This is a genomic window from Pasteuria penetrans (genome assembly GCF_900538055.1).
Taxonomy (GTDB): domain Bacteria; phylum Bacillota; class Bacilli; order Thermoactinomycetales; family Thermoactinomycetaceae; genus Pasteuria; species Pasteuria penetrans.
Genome location: NZ_UZAC03000001.1, coordinates 1,052,875 through 1,071,711, shown reverse-complemented (window position 1 = coordinate 1,071,711; position 18,837 = coordinate 1,052,875). Strand labels below are relative to the sequence as shown.

Sequence of the window (18,837 nt, the reverse complement as noted above, 5' to 3'; positions counted from 1 at the left end):
TATTTTTTTTCATATTTAGGATTCCTGTTGAGGACTTTTGACCCTATGCCCATAGGACCTAACGATTTCGCTTGTTTTTTCCCGGTGTGCTATACTGTCGTAGGTCTTGTCGACAACTGTGTGGTTATTGTTGTTCTTGATAAAATCAGGTAATTTGTTAAAAAAGGGGAGGAGGTATTGTATCTCACTTGTATCGGATCTTACAAGCATATGAGCTAATAGTATTTTGTTCGAAGTAGATAGGGCCATGTTACCTTGCCGTCTTTATAGGGGAAAGGGAGTGTTTGTCGTATGCAAAATAACATATCTGTTTGTAAGTTCTTATTGATACCACGCGTTCTAGTGGCTCTGACTCTAGTTTTTTGGTTGGTTGTTGTCCTTCCTCCTACGTTTGGTAAATGGTTATTCTTATTTATAATTAGTGTTGTATCATTACATCTCTTTATTTTGGAAATATTATTTTTATTTTTTATTAATAGAAACGTACATACCTCCCATAGGAGAAAAATGTTGTACTCGAGTATTATTGTGATGATTTCCGTTTTTTTGTCATTTTTTTACCTTATAATCATTCCTTCTATGTTCAGTACAGAAAAAGGTTGGTATTCTGGACCGGTCATAATTTTTCTTGGATTTACCCCATTTTTATTTGGTGGTTTTTCATTGTTATTTCTATATAATGATTCCAAAAAAAATCAAGAAAGGGTTCGGAGATACATTAGTCTTCATGACCGTTTGATACGGTGCAATGAAGAATGGAATTCTTTAGAAAGAAGGCCATGGCGACAATTCCTTACTTGGATCTGGATGGGTACTCTTGCTGCTATGATGACTAGTATTTTATTTTGTCCCGATGGAAAATGGGCCCTGTTATTGTTTTCCCTAACGTGTTGTGTGGGAATGTTGTTTGTTCATTGTATAGGTAGAGATTTACCCCAGTCCCATCCCTGGCACCCCCAATCGTGGTATATTAGTTTAGGGATAACCATTGTATTTACAGCTATATTTACATCTTTATTTACATCTGATATGCAGTGGGTACTTTGGCGGTTTTTTCTTTTGGATGAGGGTCGTTTGTTTATGATCTTGTTTTTTCTCTTTTTCCTTCCCCTGCTTCGTTTGAACAATCCTATGGATCATTCGAATCAATGGATTGTTCCAGGATTGCTTAAGATCCTTCGAAATCGGGAAGGGAAGGACAATGCCTGAGAACATATACCCTAGGTCTACTTGGCAATCCCTTCACCACACTTTTTTCAGATAGTGGTGGGGGTCTTTTCGGATTCTTTGATGTGTGGGGGACCGGCAGCATTTCGTTGGGGGTGTGGATAGCTCCCCCTTTTTGGTATTTCTCTATGCTCCTGTGGACTTCTAAGAGCTTCCTTCCCTAACGATCTCATATCGTTCCCGGATTTTTCCTTAGGCATTTTGTTGAATGGATTTATCGTACGCTTTCAGTAATTCTTATTCTTTGTGACATAATGGGGAGGTGGGAAGATCTCAGCCCACCTGATCCAGGTTGGGAAGATTAATGGGGCACTTTCTATGAAAAATTTTTCTTGATACCCGTATGTAGGATGTGTAGTTTAAAAGAGAAAGAATTTATTTTATATTATATATTTATAAAAAAATAAATATATTTTATTAATTTCATCGGGGTTCCAGGAGGGATCCTTCTTTTGGTTGGGTAAACCCTTCAAAAAATCTACGAATGGACCATCCGAATCATTTACGCATGCGATCCTACGCAATCAGCGGCAGTAGGTGACCGGAAGCCTGCCACCTACCCGTTGGCCCTGGAGGACCCATTACAACCCTCATCGTCGACACAGCCTACTTGACATTGATATACACTCGATGATATTCCGGGACCGAAGTTTGGCTAAGGACCATTTTTCCATTATGAACCATCCATTATGAACCATGAAAAAATAGGCCCTTCCGGGCCCTTCTGATTCTGTGTCCATTGAAGTTTGGGGACCTACATTGTACTGTTACTCATCACCGTAGATTAAATAATTATATATAAAAAATAACGATATGATGATCAATATAGCATTAATAAATTTACCAATCATTAGTATTTTTTTTCTCTCAGAAGAGGATATAGGGGGAAGAAGAAGTGGTTTGCCAACTTCTCCATACCTATCTGTTTCCTGCAGTGAGCTACCGAAAATGTATTCCATCCTACGCTGTCCCATACAGAGATGCAGCCAATAGGATGAGAAATGCGGTTGAATGATCGTAACCATAACAGTTGAAATTGTTTGTATTTTTGACCAGTTGGTTCCAAAGGTATGAAAAAAATATAAAAAGATAACATACAATGAACAAATTGTTATTATTTCTTTATTTATAAAATTTAAATCAATGGGACCTGCCTCAGAGCACCATCGGTATTCTCTTCCTATTTGTAATCTAAAAAAAACACACCAACCCACAAATCCTGCTGATAAGATCCAGAAGGGCCTATTCTGTGGATCCATATGGAAAAATAGGAACAAGGATGCCACCATCCATAGAGGACCGATCCAATGGAGAGCATACCACCGAAATTTTGAAAAACCCTGCATTTGGTATAGATGGCGGCATTTTTTCCTATAGGATTGCATTTGCAGGAGTCGGTCCAAAAGATCGAGCCACCGATATTTCTTTTTTCCCTTGGGGGGAGGGTCTATTTTTTGGACAAGAATACCAAAGAGAGGGACAACAAATATCAATGTCGGAACAATCATTTCATTGGGAAACCAATCACCCATACAGATAGGTACTATCATGATAATTTGAAAAAATATTCCAGTAATAAGGAAGAGAGGAACCATCAGCCATCTTAACTTTGGGGCTTTCGTACGTTCCATCGATTTCTTCATGGTTTCTAGGAGGACCTCCCATGTATAAGCACATAAACAATGGGCCCATTCGTTTTTCCTAAGATTTTACCCCTCATCCATTCCCCGTACCATCTTGATGATCAGTATAACGAAAGAGCTGAAGATTTCTAAATTACTTGCTTTTTTATCTATCCAATCAACCTACACCGCCGTTCGTGAAAAGACACCAGTTTTAACTTTTTTATCAAACTCCGTATACTTGGAATCACAAAAGGATTTGTAACCGAATGACTACTCACATCCGTGAAAAGAAGACAATATTGCAAACACGGATCAGAAAGAAAAAAGGGCAAAGCCAACGGGAAAACAGACAAAACGAACTAGTAAAGGGGTTACCCGGGGGTGAAAAACAGCCCTTACTCTCGGTAAGGGCTATTCTACAGAAGGTTGCGTGACTTTTATGCCATTTATGACAACAAAGGACACATTGGTGTCCTATTGGGCAGCATCCCGTTGGGGGTGTGAATTTCTGAACAGTTTTTTGGGGGGATTTCCTCCCATTTTAGGATGCAATCGTCAGGCGTTCGTACGACCGCAACCTCCTAGGTTCGGTATGAGCGTCCTAGATTAGGTTTCCTTCCGTCTGTATACCACATGCCGCCCGGGATCGTTAGTAGGGTTGTCTTCCGTGACCTCCTCTGCCGTGTGTCAAGTCGTACCCTAGTTTCGACCGGGGTGTTTCTACATCACATCAGCAAGCGAGGGTTAGGTGGTTGGAAAGCCTGCCAACCTATCGGCCAGCTCCGGGGGGCCAATTACAACCTTCATCATCACCTATATAACTTACTTGACCATACCCCTGGAGAAATTTTCCTGCGGTATCCCCCAGAATAGGATGGGGGTTAGCACAAGCACGAATCTTGCTACAGGAAAATCATCCCTCAATTTGATGTGTAATAAATATAAATATAATTTACATTAAATTTTACTTTGAAAATATCATTTATGTATATTATAATCTGTTTATATAAAATAATTTTTGTGTATATTTTATGGAATAGGATGATTTTCATACTAACTAAATCTTACGAATGGGGGTAAACAGATGAAGAAAAAGTTCAAAAACAAGGGAATCGCTATAGGAGTGACACTCCTAGGTGTGTTGTCCATCAGTCCAATTGGGGTATCGACTGATGTATTTGCAGGAGGCGCAGGAGGCGGATTATTAGGGAACGTAGTGAATGGGACAGGTGGTCTCCTGGGGAACCTATTCAATGGGATATTGGGTCACGGTGGTGGGATACTCAGCGGGATATTGCGCGGGATAGGGGGATTGCTAGGGATAGGAGGTGGTTGATTGCTAGGGATAGGTAGGAGCTCTTGGGTTTCAAGAGGGGGTAGGTGTGGGGATCTCATCCTAATTTGGGACAGTTGCCCGGGGATTGAGTAAGGTCATCTTGGCCGAGTTATCCATGCGATTGCAAGGTCCTTGCATTATGGCGTCTCCATGAAAGAATTTCGATGGATACTATGCCCCCGTATTTTCCTCGGAATATAACGGATCCACCTACAGAAAATCGATTAGGACCGAAAAAGAAGATGGGCTGTTGTTCTCTATAATTCCATAAGGGGGTACTGTACCTTGGTGTGGGAGGACCCCCCTGAGAACATGAAAAATAAAGAAGGGAGTCATTGAGTGTGTGACCCTATGACTCCCTGTTTTTGGGGGGATTCATCTATTTCCATAGTGGTGGGGCTCCCTGTCTTTTGGATCTTATCAACCAATCGAGCCTTCCATTTCTAATCGGATCAGTTGGTTCATTTCAACGGCATACTCCATGGGTAGCTCCTTAGTAAAAGGTTCAATGAAACCCATGACGATCATTTGTGTAGCCTCTGTTTCATCAAGGCCCCGGCTCATCAAGTAGAAGAGCTGCTCTTCACTCACTTTAGAAACGGTAGCCTCGTGTTCCAATACAATGTCATCGGTATGCAATTCGTTGTAGGGGATGGTATCCGAGGTGGATATGTCATCTAGTATGAGTGTGTCGCACTTCACGTTGGCTTTTCCACCGTGTGCTTTTTTGGCAAAGTGGGTCAGGCCACGGTACGTTACCTTTCCCCCCTGTTTGCTGATCGATTTGGAAACAATCGTTGCTGTACAGTCTGGTGCCAATGCAGTGACCTTGGCCCCCGCGTCCTGATGTTGCCCTTTACCGGCTACTGCAACGGAGAGGATGTCGGCTTTAGCCCCGCGCCCTTTCATCACGACTGCGGGATACTTCATGGTCAATTTTGAACCAATGTTCCCGTCTACCCATTCCATGTGGGCCCGTTCCTCTGCTATGGCCCTCTTGGTTACAAGGTTGTAGATGTTAGGGGACCAGTTTTGAATGGTCGTGTAACGGCAACGCGCCCCTTTTTTGACAATAATCTCCACCACGGCACTATGCAGCGAGTCTGTTGTGTAGATGGGTGCTGTACACCCTTCTACATAATGAACAAAACTATCCTCATCTGCGATGATTAGGGTTCGTTCGAATTGCCCCATATTTTCCGCATTGATACGGAAATAGGCCTGCAAGGGCAGCTTACAGTGAACCCCCTTAGGAACGTAAATGAAGCTACCACCGCTCCACACGGCACTGTTGAGGGCAGCAAATTTGTTATCTGTGTGGGGTACGACGGTACCAAAGTGTTTTTTGAAGATTTCCGGATGTTCACGTAAGGCCGAATCCGTATCGCAGAAGAGTACTCCCTGCTTGGTCAATTCCTCTTGCATATTGTGGTATACAACTTCCGATTCGTATTGGGCCGAGACACCGGCAAGGAATTTTTGTTCTGCCTCCGGAATTCCCAATCGATTGAAAGTATTTTTGATATCCTCCGGTACCTCGTCCCACGTTCTACCCTTTTTCTCCGAGGGTTTCATGTAGTAAATGATATCTTCAAAATTGAGCTCTTCCAATTTCCCGGGTAACAAGGAAAACCAACGGCTGTTCTTTGACGTCGGTAGGGGCATCTTTCTAAATTGTTCCAGTGAACGAAGGCGGAATTGTAACATCCAATCCGGTTCGTTTTTCATTTCAGAAATAGACGCCACAATCTCCGGCGTCAGCCCTTTCCCTGACCTGTATACAGAGACATCGCGATCACGGAAACCATACTTATAGGTTTCATTCAGTTCCTCTAAAGGCTTTGCCTTTGCCATAGTTACACCCCTTTGCTTGTAGTTTGTACTCCCAGTACGGATCGACGTAGCGCATCCCAACCCAACATAGCGCATTTGATACGGGCTGGAAACTTTTTTACCCCACTGAGTGCTTCGATTTCCTCACAGGGGAAGGAGGCGGGGTCTATATCCCCCCCTTGCAACCATCGAGAGAAGGTTTGCCAAAGGTCTGTGGCTTCCTGCAACGTCAATCCCTGTACAGCCTCCGTCATCATAGACGCGGAGGCCATGCTGATCGAGCATCCTTCCCCTGTAAATTTTGCCTCTTGGATGCGACCTTCCCGCAGATCCAGTGATAGTCGTACTCGATCGCCGCAGGAAGGGTTGGATAGTTCCATGGTCGCTGTTTCATTTTTTACTTGGCCACGATTGCGAGAGGAGCGCGCATAATCAAGCAGTACACGCCGGTACAAATCATCGAGAGACATAGACCCACTCCTCATTCGCCTATAACTAATTTTTTCTCAATTCATCTAAGAAAAATAATCTCGAACTTTCTGGACGGCCTGGACTAGGATTTGTATATCCTCTTCTTTATTGTAAAGATAAAAACTGGCCCTGACGGTAGAGGAAACCCCCCACCAGCGCATGAGTGGTTGACAGCAATGGTGCCCCCCCCCTCACCATAACACCATGCTCATCCAAAACGGTCGCCACATCATGCGCATGAACATCTTTTACGTTGAAGGTCACGGCACCATAGCGATTCTCCAAGGGTCCAAACAACGTAATCCCTGGCAACTTTTGCAGTTCCGCTGCTGCTTTTTGTGTCAGGTGCGAATCGTGTTCTGCTATTCTTTTCATGCCGATGGATTCTAGATAATCGATGGCAGCCCCCAGACCCACAACCGAGGCAATCATCGGTGTACCGCCTTCAAAGCGTGCTGGCGGATCCTTAAAAGTGGAGTCATACAGTTCCACGTTCTCAATCATTTCCCCGCCATATTCATATGGTTCCATCTCTTCCAACAGTGTTTCCCTTCCATAGCAGACACCTACGCCAGTAGGTCCGCACATCTTATGACCTGAGAAGACAAGGAAGTCCACACCAAGAGCACGAACGTCGATCGGCATATGGGGAACACTTTGGGCTGCATCTACTACTAGTATACCACCTCGGTGATGGATGAGATCTGCCAACTCCCGGATCGGTTGTGTTACCCCAGTTACGTTGGAAAGATGTTGAATGGCTAACATTTTGATACGGGGGGGTAATGTTGCTTCCACCTCCTTCATATCTAGTGTTCCGTCCTTGTGCATGGGTACATAAAAAAGCTCGGCCCCCGTTTTCTTGGCCAACTGTTGCCAAGGAACTAAGTTGCTGTGGTGTTCCGCCATGGTTAGGGCAAGGACATCACCGCTTTGCAGGCGGGGGCGCATGTAACTTTGTGCTATGAGGTTGAGAGCGGCTGTGGCACCACGAGTGAAGATGATTTCCTTTTCGGAGGCCGCATGGATGAAGTGTTGTACTTTTTTCCGTACGCCCTCGTACGCTTCTGTGGCCTGATGGCTGAGCTGATAGACACCCCGATGGACGTTGGCGTTGCAGGTTTCGTAAAAATTGCGTATGGCATCGATGACGAGTTGTGGCTTTTGGGAAGTGGCTGCACTATCCAGGTAAATTTTCCGTTTCTCCGCCTTGTCTGCCCTAACCAGCAGGGGAAAATGGGTTAGGGAGATCATGATAGGAAATCCTTCATGAGGCGTTGGTCGAACAACGTTTGTAAATCGGGCCAATCAATCTCTGAGAATAGTCCCGTCAGGAATCCCTGGATCAAAAGTCGTTCCGCTTCACGTTGCGGGATACCGCGTGATTTTAGGTAGTACAAATGCATTGGGTCCACCTTTCCCACACTCGCCGCATGACCGGCCAAGACGTCATTCTCGTCAATCAATAGGATGGGATTTGCGTCTCCGCGTGCTTTGGGGCTCAACATCAGGGTACGTGTGGTTTGTTGGCCGTTGGATTTTTTGGCTCCCTTGTGGATTTTAGTGATACTATTGCTGACGACGGTGGATGCATCACAGCTCACTACCCTAGCATGTACATGACTTTCCGTGTGTTGGGCCAGGTGTTCCGCCAGTGCAGTGGTTCCAAATACCGAGTGTCCGGTCCCCAATGCCAGCGACTGCAGATTGACATGGGCTCCCTGCCCGATAAGATAACTCGTCGTATCGGAGAGCACACGACCCTTGCTGGCGTCTGCTACGATCCAGGTCAAGTGGCTATCACGGCCGAGTTGGGCCCTTCGATGGAAGGTGCCTAGGGTTTCGTCGCGCAGTGCATTCAGGGTGGCTACTTTCATGCGGGCCCCTGTTCCGAGGTGGACGTCGACCACGCAGTGGTGTGCAGCGGTTCCGCCGGATGATACTATGAAAACGCTGGCTTCCGTGTTTTCCTCGGCTACGATTAGGACATAGGGGTAGGCGGAACTCAGTTGGTTGTCCCCGTAGTGGAGAAAGATCTGGTAGGGTTGCTTTGTCTCCTGATTGCGGGGGATATGGAGCATAGCAATTCCTTCATGGAGAGCTTGGTGGATGGCTGCCAATTGGTTGTGGGGTCCAAGATTTTTTGAAAAGGCGTGCTTTTCCATGATCTCGGGGCGTTCTTTGCAGGCCGTGCCCCAGTCGAATAGTCCCGATGGGGGTCCTGTGGTGGGGGTTTTCCACTGAATGGCCTGTGGTAGGATCCATTGTTGTCCCCAAGCTTCCTGGTTTCCATCCACTGTTGCTTTTTCGGGGTGAGTCTCTAGAAGTGGCCAATGTTCGATACGTAGTCTCTCCACCCTGGGCGCTGGCAGTTTGTTCATCAATGCAATAGCCTGTTTTCTCTTCTCCAACAACCAATCTGGTTCGTTATCGGGGCAATGTAAACGCTTTTCCCAAGGTACAATTTTGGGTTCCGATCCCGGTGTAACCGTTCGCACCTCCATTCCTCCCTTTTATGTATGTGGTCCCACGAGCGCCTCTTCCTTGATCCCCAGTTCGGCCTTGAGTCCATCATAGCCTTCCGCTTCCAGATGGTGTGCCAGTTCGGGTCCACCTGATTTCACAATTCGTCCCTGCATCATGACATGGACCCGGTCAGGCTGGATATAATTGAGCAAACGTTGGTAGTGGGTGATGATGAGGACACCTAGCTCGGGTCCCCTCAGGTCATTGACTCCTTTAGAGACTTCCTTGATGGCATCGATGTCCAATCCTGAGTCAATTTCGTCCAGAATGGCGATTCTTGGCTGTAGGACGAGCATTTGGAGGATCTCGTTTCTTTTCTTCTCCCCGCCGGAAAAGCCTTCATTGAGATAACGATGGGCTAATTTTGCATCAATTCCTAGCTTTTCCGTAGAGTTTTCCAACAAACGGATGAACTTCATAAGGGAAATCTCTTTGTCCTTTTCTCTTCGTGCATTCAGGGCCGCGCGTAGGAAATCTGCATTTGTAACCCCATTGATTTCGCTTGGGTACTGCATAGCCAGGAAAAGTCCTGCCCGTGCTCGTTCATCGACGGACATTTCCAATAGGTCTTGCCCATCCAGTTCCGCCTTTCCACCTGTAACGTCATACCGGGGATGGCCCATCAAGGCGGATGCTAGTGTGCTTTTTCCTGTTCCGTTTGGACCCATGATGGCATGGATTTCGCCCCCTTGTACGGTAAGATCGACCCCAGACAGGATGGTTTTCCCGTCGATGGCCACCGTGAGATCTTCCATCGTTAGTTTGGGTCTCTTCTCCACTGTTTGGCCTCCTTTTGCGTTGGACCGCAATTTTTATTTTTACATTATTTTTCACGATGGTTTTTATAGTTATTATCATATGATTCTCATTCCATTGTATCCTGTGGTTCCCATGCAATGCAAGCCGCTGGATCCATTGACATGCCTGATCTTTTTTAGGGTTGCGGGTTTTCCCGATTTTTTCATGGAGGTTTTCTGAATGACGGATCCATCGTTCTTCCCCCCGATCCCTGCCGAGTCGTGTGAGGTACCTTCCAGGGAAACGGTATCCTTACTGGCCATGTTTCTCACCACACTCAATCTCGCCCCTATACTGGAAGGTTATCTTCGCTGGGTGCCTCCCCGTTCCTTAGATCCAGAGGATAGTCAGCGGTTGAAAATGTGTATCATGGCTCTATTGTTTTCCCCTCGACGACTGGTTCTTCCTTCCCCACATTCCCCTGGGCCTGAGGAGGGTCTATGGCGGTGTATCTATGAGGTTTTCGGGGTTACACGTCCTATCTATGAAGATGTATGGGTTGGAATGTTCACTCGTTTGGGACAATACATGGCCCAGGACGCTCTAACAGCCCAGTTTGTTCTTCATCAGGCCCACTGGGGTGGAGTTCGTTGGTCCAAAGATCCCGAGGGATGGACGCTCCGCCACGATGAATTTCCCCTCTGGCTTACCGATCATGAGGAGGCTCTGCGGTTGTGTCGCACTTGTGACGATCCGCTCGCTTTTTTGGTGAGTCGTGGGCGGGGGAAGTTGGTTCGTGTTGGTGTTATTAGTTCGCAAGGTTTCCCCTTGTCTAGTTACGTGTCGACCATGGAGAAGAATAAAAAAAATCCCCTCGCTACGTTGCGCCGTTCCCTGCAAACCCACATTCATGATCCAGCCATTGGTTCCCGTTGGAAGGGGGTTACCGTCATTCTTCCCCGCGGCTGTACAGCTACAACCGCACGGAGGACGATGGCCGAATGGGGGCAATTGATTTGGGAAATTGAGCCCCGCGGTAGTGCCTCTTTCCTTCTCGATCGGTTGGATTCGACAGTGTGGCAGGAAGCTTCCATCCCGGTAGGGGGACCCTTCCTGGTTCAGGATTTGGGTTGGCATGCATGTTATAGAACCCGTTTTCGTATCATTGCTATACAGAAGGGTTCATTTCGTTCTAAGGAGGGATGTGTACGCTATTTAGCCACCAATCTACGTTCTTCGCAGGCCACTGCCTTGGAGGTTGTGAGTCGATACCAGCAGGAATGTGATTTTTTTCCAGATCAGAGGTTGCGTTGGCGTCTGGCTTACCGTGTGCCGCGGATTTGTTATAAGGGGAAACAGGGGAAACGCCTACGAGGTTTGACATTGTTGTTGCTTCTCGCTAATCACATCTTAGCCCTAATGGAAAGGCTTGGTGGCGGGAATTCCCTGTTGGAGTGGAATTCACTCCCGCGTAAGGTTCATGATAGGATTTTTTCCTCCCTTATCCAGATGGGGGATGTTGAATTCTCCTCGTGGTCTTTTTCCCATCACCTTGCCCATTCTTGCCAGCTCAATTTAGAAATTGCCCCTGTTTTGTCTAAGGGTTCTTTTGTAGGGGACGAGGGGGAACCCTTTCCTTGGTAATTCCCGTGGAATGGGATGAAGAGGCCTGGTATGTTGTGGTTTGTGCATGGTTTTATCTCCTGTATGTAGATGGGCTTAAAAATACCCCCTCTACCACGATTTTTTGAAACCGTGGCTGGGGGGTGAATTTGGTTCCAAAGAATATTGATCTATCCCTTGATTCCTAGTATTTGCATTATTTTTTGGAGAAGTCCACTGTCCAGGATTCCTCCTGCATGGGCGGCACCGCTGTTGCTGGTGTTCGTATCTTCACTGTTGGTGTTTGACGTACTTTCGTTGTTGGTTGATGTACTTTCGCTGTTGGTTGGTGTGGATAGATTGTTTTGGTTGGATACTGTTTGGTCTGGGTATGGGGGACAGTTTGCCAGTAGGTTGTTCGATACTCCTAGGCAGCTAAGCGATAACATACCCATGAGGGCTATTCCCGTGGCAATTTTTTTGTTTTTGGTTTTATTTTTTTTCATGTAAAGATCCTCCCTTTCCCATTGATATGGGGTTTATTTTATATTTTTTATTTATCCTTGAGTTAGTGTATTAAGTAAATTATAATATTTATTATTAAAAAAATAAAGCATAATTTAATGTAAATTTATATGGAAGATACTGGGGGGCAATTCCAGTATCGAGTGTGAATTCCTGGACAAGGTTCTTAGGGAGAATTCCTTCCTAATTTTTGAAATCTCCCTCATATATTCATATTTATAATATTTTTATATATTAAATAATAAAAAATACAGTTGGACTCCGACCCCCTGCTGCCCTTTTTACTATACTTTACTAAATATTTAAATACTATCTTTATTTTTCAAAAATGATAACAGATTCTTGTTCTTTTTCTCTCCTTCTTATATTATATTTTTTCATAAAATGTTGAAATTTTGTGGATATTTTATGGATATAGACCCATGCCTCATGATATCTATAATGCTTTTTACTGGTTCCTAATTTGCGGGGAAAAAGGGAGAACGATTTCATAGATAGTTTCATAATACATTTAAAATAATTAGGAATACCAACCGGGCGGACTTCCAACCACCTAGCGTTGCTGGTGTGGAAATACCCTGATGGTGAGCGGTTTAGGGAAGGAAGGGGCTAGAATCCTCCTCTGATGGAGATTAGGGAGTTCAAACGAGAGTGAACCGTTCGGGTACGCATAGAAAAGAACATCCCATGTCAAAACCGAGGTGTGTGGTCTCCATGTTGGGTGAAGTCATGGAATACGACCTACTCATGATCTGGTCGGCATGTGGTTGCAAAGGGTGGTAGGAACCTAATCTAGGCGTTTATACGGAACTCGGAATATTTTTATATGGATAAAAAATTAAGGGTAAATGTAAGGTATTTTCAATCACCATTTTATAGAAATTATGGTTGCGGGGGTGGTACTATAGAAACGCGTGAGGGGATGGTTGGTAGGATCTAGTAGGAAACTCATTCCCCTCTTGGCAACCCATGGAACCCCGATCGTTCCCCACTGGGGATCCGGCTGCAACCATTTCAAACGCTTACTGCTGTTTTTTCAGCTGAGGGGGTGGTACTATAGGAGTATGGGGGATAATGGGTGGTGGTGAAGGGAGCTCATTCTCCTCCTTGGCAACCCATGGAACCCCAATCGTTCCCAATGGGGATTTGTCTGCAACCATTTCAGAGTGAGTAAGGGGAGGGCTTGAAGTGAGAAGGAATACAAAAATGATTTTTGCCACTGTGCTACCGCTTACTGCTGTTTTTTCAGTAGCATTCAGTGTTTTTTCATACACCGAAGGGAAAGATAGGGTCACTGGCTCCAACGTTCACGATAGGAATATGGATGAAAACCGAATCAATGAAAATGTTGAGAGAGTAAAGAAGTTATTGAAGGAAAAGCATATGGATGAGAATAGGCAAAGGAAGTTGAGGAAATCATTCTCAAAAAATAAAGAATTTATTGTTAATTTAAGAAAATTAATTGCAGATAAGAAACCGGAATGGGCCAATCTCAGTCCATCGGAACAGATTGATAAACTAATAGAAGAGATGTCCCACTCTTTTGTGCTCTCCAATGACGGGGGATCCGGAGGAGGACCCCTTATTGAGACCGATATGGACGAGGGAACCATTCGTGATTTATTGAAGAAATTGGGATCTTCAGGAAAAGAAATTTATTATCAAAACATTAAGGGTCAATGGATTCCATTGAGTTCCGTCTCACTTTGAGACTCCTTCTAAATTTGCGTTTTAGGTAGGGGAGAGGGCGAGCAGCCCCCTCCTCTTTATGTCTATAGGTCTACTACCCCAAACTTTGTTCATGGATATTTTGTAATGATATTTATGTATATATACATATATTATAGGGATGGATATAACAGTCCAAAAAATAAGGGCACTTCCATAGTAGAATCTTACATACAATCGAAAATCGATACCTGTTGGATTCATTCCAGTTTATTTCAGTTCATTCCAGTGTTTTTGGTTCTCATCATGCAAAATAGCACCGTCGTACATAGTGCGGATGGGGATGAAAAACTCTCACGAACATGGTTTAAAAATTTTAGTAAGGATGAGCGGAAAAGGATAGGAATTGGTCGCCATTTTTGATAGATCAAGATTAGGATAGTAAGTATTTTTAGTGAATTACGTAAAAAGGGTAGGAAATAGGGTCGGGTTCCCGATCTACGTTTTGTGTTGTACTATAATAAAAATATCATACATTATGAATCTGTGAAGGAAGTCTCAAAGTTGGAGGGGAATCCCCCCTGAAAACCTTGTTCAGGAATTCACCCCCCCAACGAGATGCTGCTATGGATCGGGGACAGCGTGAGCCATGGGAATGGGGAGCATAAACAGAATCATGTACATACTAATCTTTCTATGGTTTCTGATATTTTGTTACCTGAGGATTTAGTGCGGAATATCGTGATAAAGCGAGAACCCCCTTCTTTCATGACCCGCATAGTATTCATAGTAAAAATTGATGATGGGGGGATGAAGAACAAAAATGAAGTTTTTGTCTGTATAACATTGATAAATAAAATTATTTTTAAAAATATGTGGGAAAGGTTCTCTTAGAGGGCCAAAAATTGGGGCTGACCGAGAGGATGCACACCCTTGTCGGATGTTGCCCCTCATCGTCCAGGACTGGACCATTATGAAATGGTAGATGAAAAGAAGTGAAAAATGGGTCCGTACTTCCTACGAGGATGTGGGGTTGAAGTTCACAGTATGATTGCATTGGGGGATAAAAACGGGCTACAATAAAAGTGGGATGGTTGGAGCGGAAAATCTATACTTGCCATTTTTCTTCATTTAAAAAATTATGTAATTTTCGATTGGGGTGAGTTTCTTTCTGTTACGATGGGTGCGACCGGATAGGGTAGTATCTTCCATTTATGATGTGCAGGCGGAGGATTTGTTGCGTTCGGGTGTAAGGGCACTGTTGCTGGATTTGGATGATACGTTGGTTGCTTTTAATCGTACGGAGGCCACACCAAATTTGCTACAATGGTTGGGTAACCTCCGTCGATCGGGACTGCAGTTGGCCATCATTTCCAATAACTGTCGTGATCGTGTGATGCAGTTTGCTGATCCCCTGGCCATTCCCTATGTTTGTGCAGCGTTCAAGCCTCTGCAGGGTTCTTTTCAACATGCATTGGCGTTGGTACGGGCCAAACCGGAGGAGGCAGCTATCATGGGTGATCAGCTTCTCACGGACGTTCTAGGGGGGAATCGGGCTGGTTTGCGGACGATTTTTGTCCAGCCGATTTCCTTTCGCGGGGGAATCTGGGCTGATCTCAATCGGCGCTTGGAGAAGATCCTCTTTCGTTGGATGGATCGTCATCGCGGTAAAGGATGTGACGCTCCGTGAGCTCTACCGACTCCCCTCCCCCCCCTGCTCCGCATTGCCCGGGTTGTGGTGCCCTCTTACAACCTGAGGATCCACAGCAGCCTGGGTATGTAGTGCCCCATGTTCTACGGCGTTTCCCCATAGTTTGTCAACGTTGTTATCGTTTGCGTCATTATGGGGTATGTAGTTCCGTTGAACACAAGAGCGAAACTTGTTGGCAGAATATCGTGGAAACTTTATGTGAAGATGGCTTGGTCCTCCATCTCGTGGATCTCCTGGATATACCGGGGAGTTGGATTCCGAATCTGGCGAGTGTAGTGGGCCGTCGTCGTTTGTGGCTCATAGGGAACAAAATGGACCTCCTACCCACGCGCACTTTCCCCACCCGGGTCCAGGGTTTTTTATATAGGGAGGCAAGGAAACAGGGGCTCAGGCCAGAAGCGATTCATCTTTGTAGTGCTAGAATGGGTTTGGGGATGGGGCGGTTGCGTAGGTTGCTATGGGAGCCTATCAACGGGAAAAAAATTTGTGTAGTAGGAACGACCAACGTGGGTAAATCAACCTGGATCAATCGTCTTTTGGCCCCAGATTCACGTCCATCGCTGAGTGTTTCCGCATACCCCGGAACTACGCTGGGGAATGTGGTTCTCCCTTGGGGGAAGGGGGGCTTGCTGTGTGACACGCCGGGTATGGTTCGCCCGGATCGCGTCAGTGAATGGCTACCTGCGGCCGATGCCGCTGCTATCGTTCCCTCGGAGGCTCTTCGTGTTCGCATTCACCATTTGGCTGCTGGACAAATGCTCTTTCTTGGGGGTGTTGTGCGTTTTGAGGTACAGATGGGGCAGCGCCAGCCCTGTATGGTTTGTGTATCCAATCGGCTGCCTGTTCATCGGACGAAACAGGAGCGTGCCGATGAGTTGTGGATCAAGCATCGCGGTTCCTTGTTGGCTCCTCCCTATGGGGATGTGGTAGAGGAGATGACTTGGAGGACGGTGATTTTTACGATCTCTGGTGGCAAAAGAACGGACTTGGTGATCAGTGGATTGGGGTGGATTACCGTGGGATATTCCCCAGCACAATTTATCCTTCGTGTTCCGCAGGGGATTTCCGTCGATCAGCGGCCGTCCATTGTTGGGAAGGTTGAGGTAGGTACATAGTGCGGCTGGGATTGTTAGGGTATCCGATCGCCCATTCTCTCTCCCCGCTCTTGGTCCCGCGGGCCTTGAAGGAATTGGGTCTCGAGTCTACGTATACGTATGACGGTTTTTCCATACCAGCTGCGCAGTTGGCAGCAGCTTGGTCCCAGCTTAGTGGACCTGATTCCCTAGGTTATCATGTAACGGCGCCGCATAAACAAACCATCATTCCTCTCCTAGACGGTCTGGATGATACTGCGGTACAAGCCCAGGCCGTCAATGTGATTTTCCGTCGGCCCGACGGGGCTTGGATTGGTTACAATACAGATGGTGCTGGTTATGTACGTTCCCTGCAGCGGGAATGGGGGGAGTCCTTTCTTCCACAACAGAGGGTTTTGGTCCTGGGTGCAGGGGGAGCCGCGCATGCTATTGTGGCTGCCCTGGTGGCCCATCATGTGGGGCCTATGTATTTTGTCAATCGTACGTTAGGGCGTGCGAGACATTTGGCCAGCCTCTATCGGGGGCAGGTAGTGTCTTGGACACGACTACGCGATGCGCTCCCTTGTGTACACCTTGTGGTGAATGCTACTCCTGTAGGTTGGCGTGGCCAGGGAGAGGTTCCCTTCCCCGGCCATTGGTTGAGTAGGCAGCATGTGGCGAGCGATCTTGTGTACCGCCCTCACCCTACGCATTGGCTTTCACAGGCCCAGCAGGCGGGTGCGTCGATCCATATGGGTTTGGGTATGTTTCTTCAGCAATTGTCGCTTTCTTTGGAATTGTGGTTTCAGCGTACGGTTCCCATGAGTTTCTTGATTGCCTGGTCCCTGCAGGCTATGGGTTACCACGGCGTAAAGGGGCCAGAAGGCGTATGAGGCGGATCGGGCTATTGGGTGGGACTTTCGACCCTATTCATCAGGGTCATCTTTGGCTAGCCGAGTGTGCGCGCGATGCTTTGCAGTTGCAAGAGGTTTGGTTTATACCTGCTCCTAAGCCACCTCACAAGGATAGGGATAGCCTTCTTTCTGCTGAACATCGTGTTGCGATGGTACGATTAGCTCTGGCCCATAATTCCCATTTTCGTTTGTGTACTGTGGAGTTGCAACGGCCGGGGTTTTCCTATACCGTCGATACACTAGCTCAGCTGGTACGGGTGGGCGGTGGGGAACAGTTTTTTTTGCTTCTGGGTGCTGACAGTGCCGGTACCCTGGCCAGTTGGTACCGAAGCGAATGTATTCCCCGTTATGCTCAGTTGGTCATTCTTGCGCGCCCAGGTGTCAAGATGCCGGAGATACCGAAGCATTTTGGGTTTGTCCATTATCTCACGCCGGCCGTAGGGTTTTGGCTTTCCTCTTCCGTTCTTCGTCGGCGTTTGTTACAGGGGTGTTCTGTGCAGTATCTCGTTCCTGATCGTGTCCTATCCTACATCTATGAGAGAGGATTATATGGTTGTGAAAATAAGGGAAAATAGCATTACGAATACGGTTCAGGGTATGGTTTCTCCCCAACGATGGCGACACATCCAGGGGGTTCATGAAATTGCGGTGGATATGGCGACTGCGTACGGTGTGGATACGGATGATGCTGGTTTGTCTGCCCTTCTGCATGATGCCTGTAAGGAATGGTCCCAGAAACAATTGGCCTCCTATTTGGGACGTTTGGAAATGACCTGGATGGTTTATCCCATCTCCATTTGGCATGGACCCGTTGCGGCCCTATGGGCAAGGGAGGAATTGGGGATAGAGAATGCCCAGGTGTTGAATGCTGTACGGTATCACTCTACAGGGAAGCCCCAGATGACAATGCTGGAGAAGATCATTTACCTGGCGGATCGGGTAGAGCCGGGACGCGATTATCCGGGGGTGGAGGAGTTGAGGACCCTTGTTCCCGATCAGTCGGAGTTAGCGATCAAGGAGGCCCTCTATCGCCAAATATCTAGATTGGTTCAGGAGAGGAAAATGGTTCATCCGTATACGTTACTCGCTTATAATGAGTACCACGGTCCAGAAGAGGCCGAGGAAACATGGGCTACGGGTAGCGTCGGTTTGTTCAGCTGATCAACGGGCGGTTCTGTGAAGTCGGAATGGTGTAAGGGGAAGGTGAGGGGGATGGGTGGTTGGATATAGAACAGATGGCGCAGCGTGTGGCTCAGGTGGCTCATAACAAGAAGGCCCAGGGTGTTGTCATTCTCAATGTACAGCGGTTGGCAACCTTTACGGACTATTTTGTGATTTGCCACGGTCAATCTGTGAACCAAGTGCAGGCCATTGTGCGGGCTATCAAGGAGTCTATGCTGGAAGAGGGCGTCTCCATTCCTCGGATGGAGGGGTATACGGGGGGACGCTGGGTTCTGTTGGATTTAGGTGATGTGGTGGTACACGTATTCCATCATGAGGAGAGGGAGTTTTACCATTTGGAGCGGCTTTGGGGAGATGCGGGAACGGTTCAGTTGCGGGAGAGTTAGCCGGAATGGGAGGAAAAAGG

Annotated in this window: 19 protein-coding genes; 13 read left to right on the top strand and 6 right to left on the bottom strand. The window is 46.6% G+C overall.

Annotated elements, in window-relative coordinates; genetic code table 11:
• Positions 1-1,080 precede the first annotated feature (1,080 nt).
• From PPRES148_RS12870 to PPRES148_RS04310, 4 genes are all read left to right on the top strand, one after another.
• Complete coding sequence (locus tag PPRES148_RS12870; RefSeq protein ID WP_281289917.1) at positions 1,081-1,209, top strand: hypothetical protein; 129 nt, start codon at positions 1,081-1,083, stop codon at positions 1,207-1,209.
• A gap of 1,472 nt (positions 1,210-2,681) precedes the next feature.
• On the top strand, positions 2,682-2,834 hold the full coding sequence (locus PPRES148_RS12265; protein ID WP_223127950.1) for a hypothetical protein: 153 nt from the start codon (positions 2,682-2,684) through the stop codon (positions 2,832-2,834).
• Between the two features lie 284 nt (positions 2,835-3,118).
• Positions 3,119-3,286 (top strand): hypothetical protein, encoded by a 168-nt coding sequence (locus PPRES148_RS10975; protein ID WP_187820579.1) that lies wholly within the window; start codon positions 3,119-3,121, stop codon positions 3,284-3,286.
• A 650-nt stretch (positions 3,287-3,936) separates the two neighbouring features.
• Positions 3,937-4,188 (top strand): hypothetical protein, encoded by a 252-nt coding sequence (locus PPRES148_RS04310; protein ID WP_149453398.1) that lies wholly within the window; start codon positions 3,937-3,939, stop codon positions 4,186-4,188.
• Between the two features lie 420 nt (positions 4,189-4,608).
• Here the strand turns inward: PPRES148_RS04310 and sufB are convergent, their stop codons facing one another.
• Genes sufB through sufC form a run of 6 tightly spaced genes read right to left on the bottom strand, consistent with a single transcriptional unit; the run spans position 4,609 to position 9,773 of the window.
• Complete coding sequence (sufB, locus tag PPRES148_RS04305; RefSeq protein WP_149453397.1) at positions 4,609-6,042, bottom strand: Fe-S cluster assembly protein SufB; 1,434 nt, start codon at positions 6,040-6,042, stop codon at positions 4,609-4,611.
• Between the two features lie 2 nt (positions 6,043-6,044).
• Positions 6,045-6,491 carry a Fe-S cluster assembly sulfur transfer protein SufU gene (sufU, locus tag PPRES148_RS04300; RefSeq protein ID WP_149453396.1) on the bottom strand — a complete coding sequence of 149 codons (447 nt, stop codon included), beginning with the start codon at positions 6,489-6,491 and terminating at the stop codon, positions 6,045-6,047.
• A gap of 45 nt (positions 6,492-6,536) precedes the next feature.
• Positions 6,537-6,653 (bottom strand): aminotransferase class V-fold PLP-dependent enzyme, encoded by a 117-nt coding sequence (locus tag PPRES148_RS12865; RefSeq protein ID WP_281289916.1) that lies wholly within the window; start codon positions 6,651-6,653, stop codon positions 6,537-6,539.
• On the bottom strand, positions 6,598-7,746 hold the full coding sequence (locus tag PPRES148_RS04295) for an aminotransferase class V-fold PLP-dependent enzyme (protein ID WP_281289915.1): 1,149 nt from the start codon (positions 7,744-7,746) through the stop codon (positions 6,598-6,600). The genes PPRES148_RS12865 and PPRES148_RS04295 overlap by 56 nt, the downstream gene beginning before the upstream one ends.
• Positions 7,743-8,990: a Fe-S cluster assembly protein SufD gene (gene sufD / locus PPRES148_RS04290; RefSeq protein WP_223127949.1), complete on the bottom strand. Its 1,248-nt coding sequence runs from the start codon at positions 8,988-8,990 to the stop codon at positions 7,743-7,745. The genes PPRES148_RS04295 and sufD overlap by 4 nt, the downstream gene beginning before the upstream one ends.
• Positions 8,991-9,005: 15 nt before the next feature.
• On the bottom strand, positions 9,006-9,773 hold the full coding sequence (gene sufC, locus PPRES148_RS04285; protein WP_149454227.1) for a Fe-S cluster assembly ATPase SufC: 768 nt from the start codon (positions 9,771-9,773) through the stop codon (positions 9,006-9,008).
• Between the two features lie 223 nt (positions 9,774-9,996).
• Here sufC and PPRES148_RS04280 point away from each other — a divergent pair, with 223 nt between their 5' ends.
• The 9 genes from PPRES148_RS04280 (at position 9,997) to rsfS (ending at position 18,817) form a co-directional block, all read left to right on the top strand.
• On the top strand, positions 9,997-11,400 hold the full coding sequence (locus PPRES148_RS04280) for a hypothetical protein (RefSeq protein ID WP_149453394.1): 1,404 nt from the start codon (positions 9,997-9,999) through the stop codon (positions 11,398-11,400).
• Between the two features lie 231 nt (positions 11,401-11,631).
• Positions 11,632-11,868, top strand: a complete 237-nt coding sequence (locus PPRES148_RS04275) for a hypothetical protein (RefSeq protein WP_149453393.1) — start codon at positions 11,632-11,634, stop codon at positions 11,866-11,868.
• A 1,203-nt stretch (positions 11,869-13,071) separates the two neighbouring features.
• Positions 13,072-13,593 carry a hypothetical protein gene (locus PPRES148_RS04270; RefSeq protein WP_149453392.1) on the top strand — a complete coding sequence of 174 codons (522 nt, stop codon included), beginning with the start codon at positions 13,072-13,074 and terminating at the stop codon, positions 13,591-13,593.
• A 1,117-nt stretch (positions 13,594-14,710) separates the two neighbouring features.
• Complete coding sequence (locus PPRES148_RS04265; RefSeq protein ID WP_223127948.1) at positions 14,711-15,241, top strand: YqeG family HAD IIIA-type phosphatase; 531 nt, start codon at positions 14,711-14,713, stop codon at positions 15,239-15,241.
• Positions 15,238-16,377, top strand: a complete 1,140-nt coding sequence (locus tag PPRES148_RS04260) for a GTPase (RefSeq protein WP_149453390.1) — start codon at positions 15,238-15,240, stop codon at positions 16,375-16,377. Before PPRES148_RS04265 ends, PPRES148_RS04260 begins: the two co-directional genes overlap by 4 nt.
• Positions 16,377-17,228 carry a shikimate dehydrogenase family protein gene (locus PPRES148_RS04255; RefSeq protein ID WP_149453389.1) on the top strand — a complete coding sequence of 284 codons (852 nt, stop codon included), beginning with the start codon at positions 16,377-16,379 and terminating at the stop codon, positions 17,226-17,228. Before PPRES148_RS04260 ends, PPRES148_RS04255 begins: the two co-directional genes overlap by 1 nt.
• Entirely contained in the window at positions 17,225-17,824 is a 600-nt protein-coding gene (nadD, locus tag PPRES148_RS04250; RefSeq protein ID WP_149453388.1) for a nicotinate-nucleotide adenylyltransferase, read from the top strand. Before PPRES148_RS04255 ends, nadD begins: the two co-directional genes overlap by 4 nt.
• Positions 17,805-18,410 (top strand): bis(5'-nucleosyl)-tetraphosphatase (symmetrical) YqeK, encoded by a 606-nt coding sequence (gene yqeK / locus PPRES148_RS04245; RefSeq protein ID WP_223127947.1) that lies wholly within the window; start codon positions 17,805-17,807, stop codon positions 18,408-18,410. Before nadD ends, yqeK begins: the two co-directional genes overlap by 20 nt.
• 59 nt (positions 18,411-18,469) lie before the next feature.
• Positions 18,470-18,817, top strand: coding sequence for a ribosome silencing factor (gene rsfS / locus PPRES148_RS04240; protein WP_425468238.1), 348 nt, complete (start codon positions 18,470-18,472; stop codon positions 18,815-18,817).
• The last annotated feature ends 20 nt before the right edge of the window (positions 18,818-18,837 follow it).

Excerpts from the sequence above, each read along its gene's own strand:
- PPRES148_RS12870 (WP_281289917.1), top strand. The coding sequence starts at position 1,081 with ATGATCTTGTTTTTTCTCTTTTTCCTTCCCCTGCTTCGTTTGAACAAT.
- PPRES148_RS10975 (WP_187820579.1), top strand. The coding sequence starts at position 3,119 with ATGACTACTCACATCCGTGAAAAGAAGACAATATTGCAAACACGGATC.
- PPRES148_RS04310 (WP_149453398.1), top strand. The coding sequence starts at position 3,937 with ATGAAGAAAAAGTTCAAAAACAAGGGAATCGCTATAGGAGTGACACTC.
- sufB (WP_149453397.1), bottom strand. The coding sequence starts at position 6,042 with ATGGCAAAGGCAAAGCCTTTAGAGGAACTGAATGAAACCTATAAGTAT.
- sufU (WP_149453396.1), bottom strand. The coding sequence starts at position 6,491 with ATGTCTCTCGATGATTTGTACCGGCGTGTACTGCTTGATTATGCGCGC.
- PPRES148_RS12865 (WP_281289916.1), bottom strand. The coding sequence starts at position 6,653 with ATGCGCTGGTGGGGGGTTTCCTCTACCGTCAGGGCCAGTTTTTATCTT.
- PPRES148_RS04295 (WP_281289915.1), bottom strand. The coding sequence starts at position 7,746 with ATGATCTCCCTAACCCATTTTCCCCTGCTGGTTAGGGCAGACAAGGCG.
- sufC (WP_149454227.1), bottom strand. The coding sequence starts at position 9,773 with ATGGAAGATCTCACGGTGGCCATCGACGGGAAAACCATCCTGTCTGGG.
- PPRES148_RS04280 (WP_149453394.1), top strand. The coding sequence starts at position 9,997 with ATGACGGATCCATCGTTCTTCCCCCCGATCCCTGCCGAGTCGTGTGAG.
- nadD (WP_149453388.1), top strand. The coding sequence starts at position 17,225 with ATGAGGCGGATCGGGCTATTGGGTGGGACTTTCGACCCTATTCATCAG.